Here is a 10,722-nt window from a genome sequence, read left to right on the forward strand (position 1 = left end):
CAAAAAAAGTAAGTGTCTTTGTCCCACACTTACTTTTTTATATTTACGGCCAGATTGAAGGCCAGATACCTATTCCTGAGCCAAGGATGCCAAGGCAGAGGAGTAAAAGAATACAACGGATAGGTGTCCATTTGTGCTTCTGCATGAGATAGAACAAAAGTAAAGTTAATCCTAACGGCAACATTGATGGCAAGATACCATCTAAGATGGATTGAATATTAATTTCAGCTTCACCATTTGGAATGACAATGTTTACTGAAGTAGCTCCCATAGCTGAAGTCAATGCTCCCACTACGAAAATACCAAGGATAGAAGCTGCGCGTGTAAATTCTTTTGCATTAGCAGTCATGATGCTGATAGCATCTGTTCCTTTTCGGTAAGACCAATGCATCAGGAAGTAACGCAAGCCGAACTGTACAGCATTGAAAATAAAGAGGAAGATGAACGGTGCTGCGATATTTCCAGCAATCGCCATATTAGCTGTTATCCCTGCCGTGATTGGTACAAGCGTGAACCAGAAGAGTGCATCACCAATCCCTCCAAGTGGTCCCATCGCTGCAACACGAACGGCACGTATCGTTTGAATATCTGTTTTATTTTGCTCAAGTGAAAGCACGATCCCCATTACAAAGTTAACCAAAAATGGGTGTGTGTTGAAAAACTCTAAATTGTGCGCCATTGAAGCTGAAAGGTCTTTTTTGTCCGTGTGGATTTTTTCCAAACCGGGCAAGATCGAGTAGAGCCATCCACCGGCTTGCATCCGTTCATAGTTAAAAGATGCTTGGAGGTAAACGGAGCGCCAAACCATTTTGTTGAGTGTTTTTTTATCAAGTTGTGGTGCTGGCGTTTGGTTAGAATAATTATCAGGAATATTAAATACCATCTTCATAATCTCCTTCACTAGCTGGTGCTGCTGCCGCAGCTGCTTTGAGTTTTGTATTCATTTGGAAATCCCAGTAGGCGAATGCAAAACCAATTACGGCGAGTAAAAGTAATGCTGGACCTTTGAGCGCTTCAATACCGGTAACAATAACAGCAAGCACGAAGCCTAGGAAGTAGAAGCCCCAAAGTTCTTTTGAAACCATAACCTTAATCAAGATTGCAAAACCGACATAACGCATCATGTTTCCGGATGCACCGAGTCCACTCATAAGCCAGGCTGGAATAGCATTTACTACTGTATCTCCAAAGGCTTTCCCTCCAATAAAGAAGAGCGTTACGACAATACCAAAGATTGTTCCGAGTGCACACATCGCTAGCCAGTTAATTTTCGCGATTCCGGCTGGGTTTGCTTCTTCTGCATATTTATCCGCGACACCCATTACCGGAGCCATAACTGTGAAGATCAAGGTTACACCATATTGACCTAGCAATGAGAATGGGATAGCAGTGGCAACGGCTGCGGCGGGCTGGAGACCCAGAGTGATAGCCAAGACTGTTGCCATAATACCACCGATAACCGCATTTGGTGGTTGAGCCCCACCAACCGGCATATTACCAATAGTCATCAGTTGATAAGTACCACCAACAATCAAACCGGTTTGAACATCACCGAGAATAAGGCCGATAACCAAACCGGTGACAATAGGTTGGTACAAAGATTGAAGTAAACTAAATTGGTCAATGGCAACGACAAAAGTCACTGCAAAGATCAAAATAATCTGAAAAATGGAAGCATCCATAAGTTTTTCTCCTTATATTTTTTTGTTAGATTTTAACCAAAAAATTGAGAGCCTATAATATCAAAACGAGAAAAATAAATTCACTTGACAATAAATACTCTATTTTCTTGCAAAATCCTCTTGTTACCAAAATTAGAAATGTATCACGAGTATCATTTGAAGAGCTTATCCAATGGCTCTATTGCTGTCGTTGGCACGCGCTGTATCTCAAGCTCAACACCAAGTTCTTTCAGTTTCTTAAATGCTGCCACATCATCGTCATCCACGGCAATAACAGTTGCAACTTGACGTTTTCCTTCTGACATGTGCATATTACCGATATTCACTTTTTTAATGGGTACACCACCTTCAACAAGACGTAACACATCTTGAGGATTTTCACAGATAATGAAAATCAATTGGCGATCAGCAGCTTTACTAATAATGTCAATCGTTTTTTGGAGACTAAAGTAGCGTGTCGCAACTCCAGTCGGTGCAGCCATATCCATCAGTGCTTGACGCTGTGGATTGCTTGCCACATCATCATTTGCAACAAGCAAAAGGTTGGAGCCGACAAAGCTGTTCCACTGTGTAGCAACTTGACCGTGAATCAAGCGATTATCAATACGAGTAAGTAAAATATTTGGCATAATAATGACCTTTCTTAATAGAGAATAGGAACCTGTTTGTTCGTATTCAAATTTTATTTAATACCCTAGAAACTAGGAAAATGAACGTTTTACAATATCTGCGTGATGGCATAACGTGAAACTCTAATCACCAACTTATCCGCAAGCTTTATGCGACAGAACTCTTCGTCTAAATCAGTAATAACTCCTGTCAAGCCGCCACTAAACATGACCTCACTTCCTACGGCAAGATTCTGATGCAACTCGGCGATAACTTTCTTACGCTTGCTAAACTGCAGACCACTAACAATGCTATAAAAAGCACCGCCTAGAAGAATAAAACCAATAAAGACAAGTGAACTGTTGATAATAAATTGTGCCGTCATTCAAATGCCATCGCTTTCTTCAACTTCTGGCATTTTTTTGCCAAGCGCTAGGTCAAGAGTGACACCATCTTTAGCTGTTGAAACAGATAAATCAAGCATTAAATCAACCTCTGTTCCCATCATTCCTTGAGAAACAAACTCAATCAGCATGGGAAGATTCGTGCCCGTAAAAATATGTACCTTTTCATTATCACCCTTAGCTATCATTGCTTTATTAAAAGGTGTCCCTCCAAGTAAGTCCGTAAAAATGGCTACTTCTTCACCATTTTTACAAAAATCATTTAAAGCCTCTTGATACTCTTCAAGGTTTGTTGCTTCATCAAAAGTAAGTGTGAGTAAGTCTGCCTGTGGTCCGGTAATTAATTCAACCGCACTCTTCATGCCTTCTGCAAAATGCGCATGCCCAGAAATTAAAGCTTTCATCATTTCTCCTTGTCTTCTCAATTTAGTTTTATTATAAGCTATGAATTATAGGAAATTTTTCCAAATAAGACCTATATTTTTGGTAAATTTTCCCGAATTAACCGCTTACAACTATGTTTTGTCTTTATATACTTTCGCGTTTTAAGACGACATGACCTGTTCACCATTGACGTAGACTTCTGAAAGTTCCATATTGGACTTTAAAACGATAAAGTCAGCATTATAGCTTTCTTTAATTTGACCACAGCGGTCATCAATATTAACAGACTTGGCAGCAGTTAAGGTCGCCATCATAAGAGCTTCCTGCGCTGTTGCAATTCCCCAATCTACTACGTTTTTAACCGCATCCTTCAACATGAGGATAGAGCCAGCCAAACTATTTCCTTCTTTAAGATGAGCAGCGCCTCCTTCAACACGTACAGGAAATTCTCCCAACATGTAATCTCCATCGGGCATTCCTGCAGCACGCATCGCATCGGTAATCAGGACCGTGTGCGATGCACTCTTACTTTGAATTAATATTTTAGCCGCTGTCGGATGAACATGATGTCCGTCACAGATAAGCTCGGCATATGTATTCGGAAGGCTCAGTGCCGCACCAACCATTCCGGGTTCCCGATGGTTAAAGGGACTCATGCCATTAAATGTATGGACAAAGACAGTAGCACCTGCTTCTACTGCTGCTGTTGCTTGAGTTAAAGTAGCGTTAGAGTGTCCCAAAGCAACCGTGATTCCTCGATTTGTTAAAGCTCGGATAAATTCGATACTTCCTTCTCTTTCAGGTGCAACGGCTATTTTTCGAATCATACCATGCGCCGCTTGGTTCCAATTTTCAAATTCTTGCACATTTGGATCTGTCATATAAGCGGGATTTTGCGCACCTTTATGTTGAGTAGTAAAGTATGGTCCTTCAAAGAAAAGACCTTGTATTTTGGCCCCTGTAACTGCTGGCTTATAATTTCCAACTACTTCGCAGACTTCTCTGAGGCGCTCATGTTCCCCTGTTAATGGTGTAGCTATCCAAGAAGTCACACCTCCTCTAAGTAAACCCTGACTCATCTTATCAAGCAACTCTGACTCTCCGTCCATCACATCTGCGCCATCGAAACCATGTATATGTGTTTCCACCAATCCTGGCGCAATCCAGTATCCTGTATAATCTTTGACCTCAGCATCTTCAGGAACTTCTTGCATGTGTTTGCCAAATTTACCCGCTTTAATTTCTAAATAGCCACCACTGAGCGTATGATAAGGATAAAAAAATTTATCTGCTTTAATATAGTAAGTCATACCTTGCCTCCATTTATCTTTTTTCTTAGTATAAATCAGAAATAAGGGGAAAATTTTCCAAAAAGTCCCTTATGTAAGTGGAAAATTTTCCCAAAAAAAGCAGAGATTTTATCTTCTCTGCTTGTCTTATTTAATCTTCACGAATCGGTGCTAAATTTTTGTAAAGGGCAAAAGCATCCAACAAGATACGATTCACAACTTGTAAACATAGGCGACTCCCCACGTCTAAACCAAAATTAATCGTTTTTTGAGTTGATTTGTAAGCATGGATGTAAACATCAGCTTGACTTCCAATGGCACTCGGCATTGCTCCCACGAGTGCAATAATCTTTGCTCCCCGATTCTTCGCTTTATGAAGTGCTTGTACAATCTCAGGTGTTTCACCACTCAAAGAAAAGGCAACGATGAGATAATCACGGTTGGCTTTACTTGCAAAATACTGCATATAGTCAAAATCATCGTGAATAACACAAAGTTTTCCAAAAAGTTGCAGCTTATCCATCATTTCCCGTGCAACATTAGCACTCAGCCCTGCACAAAAAATCATAATTTTGCTATGATGATCAATCAACTTAATAGCAGCTTCAATATCATCCGCTGAAAGTTGATTAATCGTCCGTGTAATTTCTATTTCATTTTTACGGATCGCCTGATTAACCTCTTTTGAAAAGCCATTTTTTCGGCGCTCGTTTTTGGTATTACGAATAGTTTGTTTAAAGTCAGAATAACCATCGTAGCCCATTTTTTTCAAGGTTCTATTAACTGTGGAAACACTGACATGTGATTCTGTTGCCAATATCGAGATAGATAGATTAGGAATCCGATTTAAATTATCTTGAATATGATTCCAACAATACGACTCTGCTTCACTTAAGGTTTTCAATTGTCACTCCTTTAACTTCAAAACTTGTATTTTCGAGCATTTCAAGTCAATATTTTTCATAATTTTCAAAAAGATACTCTAAATCATCAATTGTCTTCAAAAGCTCCTGACCGATATTGGTATCTTTAACACAGGTTCTTTCCTCTACTCGATCAACCAATCGCTTGACACTTACAATATCGCTGCCGTCTTCGACAGCTGCTTTTATCGTTTTAAAAGGCTCATGAGCTGCCAACTGCATACCATAGCTGTTATAAAGCAAAGTGTATCCCGCAATTCCAGTTTCTTTTTGGTAAGGCTTAGAAAAACCGCCATCAATTACAATCAGTTTACCACCAGCTTTGATTGGTTCTTCACCTTTCTTTTCTTTAACCGGTGTATGTCCATTGATGACATGCCCTTTTTCATCCATACCAAAATTTTTCAAGATACGACTAATCGTCTCTGGCTCTTCTCTTAGACGATAGTAAGGATTTTTCTTTTCCACATGTGTTGCTTTATCCGCAATATAATAACGCTCAAAAGTGGTCATCGCTTCTTTACCAAAAAGTGAAGAATATTCTCCCACCCACAGATACCAGAGTAAGTCTGTAGATAAATCTTCTTTCACATCAGGATGCGCCAAACTCTTTCTCACATGATCTTCAAAAAGATCGAGCAATTCGCGCCCAGAATAAGCTTCTCCTTCAAGTCTGAAACACTTGAAGTCCCCGTTTTCATGGAGAGGAAGGCAACCATGAATCAATAAATTGCCATTGTAGGAAAGATACATTGAACCTTTTTCTAAAAGAAAATCAATATGTTTTTTGAGTTTTTGGGAAGCCTGAAAATTTTTCAGCAGTTTTTTCAGTAAGATTTCTTCCTCGGCTGTTAACTGCTCCGGTTGAACTGGATCAACCGTGGGTGCCTGAAATTCCTGTAAATCGTACTGTTTGCCTTTGAGCGTGATACGTTCTTCATCATAATTAATAAAATGCAAGACATCACGCTCTTCCAGATGAAAATCTGGGCGTCGTGCAATTAATTGACTTTCTAACTTGAACTGTAGGATTGCTGTTGCTTGTTGGAGTTTATTGAGCAAGTCACACTCGTCCTGTGACAGATATTCTCCTTCCGTCAAACGAGGGACAAAGACTGGACTGGGCTCATAATACCGCTCCGCATATTCAATCAGCGGACGTAAGTTAATCCCATATGAATCTTCAAGAATATCCAGGTTACCATAACGAGAGCTGATCCGAATAACGTTCATCATCGCAAGCGGTGAACCTGCAATAGCTGCCATCCAGATAATATCATGGTTGCCCCATTGAACATCCACCGAAGGCATACTTATCAGTCGATCGATAATTTTATCAGGAAAAGGGCCACGATCATAAATATCTCCCACCACATGTAAATGATCAACTGTCAAACGTCTCACACTATCCGCCAATGCAATAATTAAGTTCGGAAGTTCACCCAGATGTTGAAGCTTTTCAATAATAGAGTCAAAATAAGCACGTTTTTCTGAACTCGACTCAACCTCATGTTTTAATTCCTCCAGAATATAGCGGAATTTTTCTGGAAAAGCTTTACGTACTTTCGACCGTGTATATTTTTTACCTGCAAAACGGGCGAGTTTCAATAAGGAAATCAGTTTCTCACGGCAATAATATGCAAATATATCCTGCGAAAGCTGACTTTCTTTGGAAACCAGCTTTTCTTCTGGGTAATAAATTAAAGTTGCAAGCTCTGAAATCTCGGTAGGATCTAAGTCAGGAAAGCATTCGAGGAGTTTTTCTTTAATCGAACCTGAGCCATTACGCAAGACATGATTAAAAGCATCGTATTCCCCATGTATGTCACTCACAAAATGTTCTGTACCTTTAGGAAGTTCACAAATTGCGCTGAGGTTTATGATTTCGGTTAAAACTGCTTCTTTGGATACAAACTGTTCTTTCAGCAGCTTATAGTACTTTTCATCCATGATCTGTTTTCTCCTCTAATTATTGATTATTGATAAAAGCAACATGCCTATATTATATTATTTTTAACATTTTTAGTAAAGCGCTTTCTCAAACAATAACTATTTCTTCATTCTTTTCACAATAAAAGTGTGAGATTTAGACATGGATGCTAAAAACAATTCTTAGTCAAACATTTACAACATAATCAGGTCATATTAAGCCTATTTTACTTCTTAAGTGTCAAAATTCGCTTCAAATTAATCATACATACTTTTGTGGTAACTTGTATATTTATACAAAAACTAGATTAAGACCATTGTAACCATGCCAATTCTTAAGCCCCATCTTATAACGCTCTTTTAATTTAAATTCAAAGGCAGTCATTTTTTGGAAAACCTTTTCTACTTTTGGCTCCTTTAAGAGATTACTTTTATACTATAAGTTTTATGTCTGGTACACTTTTATAGCAATATTCTAGTAAAGGACATATTTTATATTTTTCAATATCAAAGTAGCAGGTAGCCCCTTAGTTTTTTAGTGTTTTTCTTTCCTCATTGTTATATTCCCTTCTGAGCAAACAAGCATTTCAATGTCTTTATTATATTTTTAAATTCTTTCTGAGGTATCTGTTAGAAATAGTCGGCTTAAGGTTTTAGGCTCTGTGCTTTAAGATACTCAATACTCTTCTTAAGAGTATAGGTGGAGCTATACTATAAAAGTAGACACTAATATGTGTGTTATAATCTGTCTAATAAGACACAAAATGAAAGGACTTTTATGTCAGGCTTTAAACGTTACGACGAAGATTTCAAACAATCCTTAGTCAACCTCTATCAAACAGGTAAAACTCAATCCGAACTCTGTAAAGACTATGGAGTCTCCGTTTCTGCTCTTGCAAAATGGATCAAGCAGTATTCTCAAGTTCGTCTTGAAGATAATACAGTAACTGCCAAACAAATTCAAGAATTACAAAAGCGTAATGCTCAATTAGAAGAGGAAAATCTGATCTTAAAAAAAGCGAGTGCCATATTCATGCAAAACTCCAAGTGAGATTAAAAGCAGTCTATAGACTCCGATTTGAACACACGACAGTCATGCTCTGTCGTGTTTTACATGTCAATCGTTCCACTTACTATAATTTCATTAACAAGAAGCCCTCAAAGCGTGAAATAGAAAATCAATGCTTGAGAAAATTACTCCTTGAGATTTATATGAAAGCCAAGAAAAGAATTGGAACCAGAGCTTTTAAAATCATTCTTCTGCGTGATTATGGCGTTAATATTTCTGAAGGACGTATCTTACGACTTCTCAAGTCTATGACACTCCCTAAAATGTCAACGATTAAACCTCGCTTTAAATCAAACCACTCTCCTGCATTTTCATCTGATAATCTACTCAAACAAGAATTTAACCCGAAGTCCCCGAATCAAGTGTGGACAACCAACTTCACTTATATTTCTATAGGATCTAAACGACACGTTTATCTCTGCGCTATTTTTGACCTCTACTCTAGGAAATGCATCGCTTGGAAAGTAAGTGATAGAATTGATTCTAAGCTCGCATGTGATACCTTAGAGATCGCTCTAAAGAAAAGAAAACCTAAAGAACCAATCATTTTCCATTCTGATCAAGGCAGCCAATTTAAATCAGCTTCCTTTAGAAAAATATTGGATGAACATCAGTTGCTGGCTTCTTACTCCAAACCTGGATATCCTTATGATAATGCCGTGACTGAGGTCTTTTTCAAGTACCTGAAACAGCGGGAAATTAATCGAAGAACTTATCACTCCATTCAAGAAGTACAACTCTCTTGCTTCGAATACATTGAACAATTCTATAACAACTATAACCCTCATTCTGCTAACAATGGATTAACTCCAAATCAGAAGGAAGAGAACTATTTTAAGAAAATATAGCTCATTTTCTGTCTAAATATTTGACATTAGTCCAAGGCCACATCACCTATTACTCTCTATTTCAATACCATTCGATATAGTTTTTCTACAAATTCTGACAAATGATCCCTTCCGATTTTTCTCCATTAGTAACAGTGATTGCAGCTTATAGTGGTAATCCTGTTTTCAGTCATTACAATATGTGACTTAATACCAAAGAAAGAGGAAGAGTCACTTTTATTTCCAAGAAATGCATCATCTAATTTCAAAAGACAAAATCCTCCGTGACACTAAAAAAAACGCTAAATATTTTGATACAACTAAAGATTATCTACTCGGTAACACTACTGCTAGAGATTATGATCATAAACGTCTTGATAAAAAGCTTTGATAATTCAAAAAGATTCGACGAAAGTCCCCATGATGACGAGGATAAAGGAAAATAACTTTTTGATATATAAAGTATAAAGATAATTATATTGTCGTTCAAGCTCGACTACCTGAATAAGAAGAATTACAAGAAGTCTTACATGAGTTAAAATATATGAAACACAGAGGCATTTTTTACAATTCTTTACAAATACTAAAAATATATGCTTCAACAAATAAAGATAATATATCAAACTTAATACCTTTACAACTTATTATATTAAAAATAACAATATAAATTTTTTTATAATACGATATAATTGTTTTAGAATAAAATAAGCTTAAGATAGTGTAACACTCATACTAGAAACTTTTTATGTTCACTTCCTTTTATTTTATGCTTTGATCCATAAACAACACACAACACTATATCGATTACTTTACATTACGAAGCCCCAAATTTTTGAGAGTGTAAAAAGAGAACAATACCTAACGGAATTGCTCTCTTCGGATTTTTTATCTCTACAGCATTTGCTGAAATCGAATCAAATCTAATATATGCAAGAAAAATCAGCGATACTTCTGACAATATTCCAGATGTCCCAAACAACTCCTGAACCAAGATTATATTTAGGAATAAAATAGACAAAATTCCCAGGTTTTATCACTGTAATCCCAACAGCTAAAGGTAACTATTGCTAAAATTTGTGTCACTCTTCTTGAACTATTTAATACGCGCCAAACAAGAACGGATGGGTGGAAGACGAAAAATAATAACCAAAGAAATAATATCCCTTACGCCTACCTTCCCCTGTTTAATTTGCAAGGATAGCTGGTAGATGAATATTTTAGAGGATTAATATTTGTTGGAAAGCAGCTGAAAATCCTATTCCAACGAAAGACTGAGCAAGTAAAGTCCACCTGGCTATCCCTCCAACTCCTTCTCCGATCAGCCAAACTTGGATAATCCTCCAAAGAAGGATATGAGTCAGCTTAGACATAAAAAAAACCACTATTACAGTGGAAATTATGAAAGATAACATACTATTACAAGAAAAATAGTACACACCTAGAATATCAAAAATCTCTCTGAACTTCAATTTTGACGCACACTGATTTATAGAAAAGTAAAATATCCGCACTAATAGGCATTTTAGCTGTGCTCTCATTTTTCACACACTAATACTATAAGAATAAATAAGTTCAAAACCTCTCTATTACACTTGAAGCAACAAAG

General features: G+C 37.4%; 8 protein-coding genes and 1 pseudogene. 1 reads left to right on the top strand and 8 read right to left on the bottom strand.

All coding sequences use genetic code 11. The features are described from left to right. Positions 1–43 precede the first annotated feature (43 nt). The 8 genes from LACDD01_RS10595 to LACDD01_RS10630 all read right to left on the bottom strand — a co-directional run bounded on the left by LACDD01_RS10595 (position 44) and on the right by LACDD01_RS10630 (position 7,241). On the bottom strand, positions 44–883 hold the full coding sequence (locus LACDD01_RS10595; RefSeq protein ID WP_014025198.1) for a PTS system mannose/fructose/sorbose family transporter subunit IID: 840 nt from the start codon (positions 881–883) through the stop codon (positions 44–46). After that, on the bottom strand, positions 873–1,682 hold the full coding sequence (locus LACDD01_RS10600) for a PTS mannose/fructose/sorbose/N-acetylgalactosamine transporter subunit IIC (protein WP_019294305.1): 810 nt from the start codon (positions 1,680–1,682) through the stop codon (positions 873–875). Before LACDD01_RS10600 ends, LACDD01_RS10595 begins: the two co-directional genes overlap by 11 nt. Before the next feature lie 152 nt (positions 1,683–1,834). Beyond that, entirely contained in the window at positions 1,835–2,311 is a 477-nt protein-coding gene (gene agaV, locus LACDD01_RS10605; protein WP_003132995.1) for a PTS N-acetylgalactosamine transporter subunit IIB, read from the bottom strand. A gap of 89 nt (positions 2,312–2,400) precedes the next feature. Next, positions 2,401–2,676: a preprotein translocase subunit YajC gene (gene yajC, locus LACDD01_RS10610; RefSeq protein ID WP_061415105.1), complete on the bottom strand. Its 276-nt coding sequence runs from the start codon at positions 2,674–2,676 to the stop codon at positions 2,401–2,403. Further along, positions 2,677–3,099, bottom strand: coding sequence for a PTS sugar transporter subunit IIA (locus LACDD01_RS10615; protein WP_061415109.1), 423 nt, complete (start codon positions 3,097–3,099; stop codon positions 2,677–2,679). It abuts the gene before it with no gap. 141 nt (positions 3,100–3,240) lie between these two features. Further along, on the bottom strand, positions 3,241–4,389 hold the full coding sequence (nagA, locus tag LACDD01_RS10620) for an N-acetylglucosamine-6-phosphate deacetylase (protein ID WP_061415112.1): 1,149 nt from the start codon (positions 4,387–4,389) through the stop codon (positions 3,241–3,243). A 130-nt stretch (positions 4,390–4,519) separates the two neighbouring features. Beyond that, on the bottom strand, positions 4,520–5,272 hold the full coding sequence (locus LACDD01_RS10625) for a MurR/RpiR family transcriptional regulator (RefSeq protein WP_019291601.1): 753 nt from the start codon (positions 5,270–5,272) through the stop codon (positions 4,520–4,522). Positions 5,273–5,318: 46 nt separating this feature from the next. After that, the gene (locus LACDD01_RS10630; protein ID WP_061415115.1) at positions 5,319–7,241 is read right to left on the bottom strand and encodes a fructose-bisphosphatase class III; all 1,923 of its coding nucleotides are present in this window, start codon (positions 7,239–7,241) and stop codon (positions 5,319–5,321) included. Positions 7,242–7,998: 757 nt separating this feature from the next. Here LACDD01_RS10630 and LACDD01_RS10640 point away from each other — a divergent pair. Further along, positions 7,999–9,153 (top strand): annotated as a pseudogene (locus tag LACDD01_RS10640) (IS3 family transposase). Positions 9,154–10,722: the final 1,569 nt, after the last annotated feature.

Origin of the sequence: Lactococcus sp. DD01, assembly GCF_001578715.1 — a bacterium.
Taxonomy (GTDB): Bacteria; Bacillota; Bacilli; order Lactobacillales; family Streptococcaceae; genus Lactococcus; species Lactococcus petauri.